This window comes from Ensifer sp. ENS10 (genome assembly GCF_014852025.1).
Taxonomy (GTDB): Bacteria; Pseudomonadota; Alphaproteobacteria; order Rhizobiales; family Rhizobiaceae; genus Ensifer.
The window spans coordinates 1-271 of the sequence record NZ_JACVAS010000058.1; the positions used below are offsets into that span (position 1 = coordinate 1).

1 pseudogene is annotated in these 271 nt (G+C 66.4%); it reads right to left on the reverse strand.

The features are described from left to right. A pseudogene (locus IB265_RS36360) lies at positions 1–271 on the reverse strand (hydrolase); the annotation flags it as partial.

The following is a 271-nucleotide window of genomic DNA, read 5'->3' on the forward strand; positions in this document are numbered from 1 at the left end:
GCCGGGTTCGGGCCGATCGTCTTGCCGTGGCTGACGCGTTCGTCGCCCTTGTGAACCATGGTGACGGCGTAGTCGATGCCCATGCCGTAGGCGCCGGAATGCTCCTTCACCAGCGAAGTGACGGCATTGTAGGTTTCCTTGCGCGCCCAGTCGCGCTGCCATTCGAGCAGGACCTGCTGCCAGGTCACCGGGATGACGCCGGCCTGGACCATGCGGTCCATGGCGTATTTGTGCGCATCGGCCGAGGTGCCGCCGGAGGCGTCGGCGACCA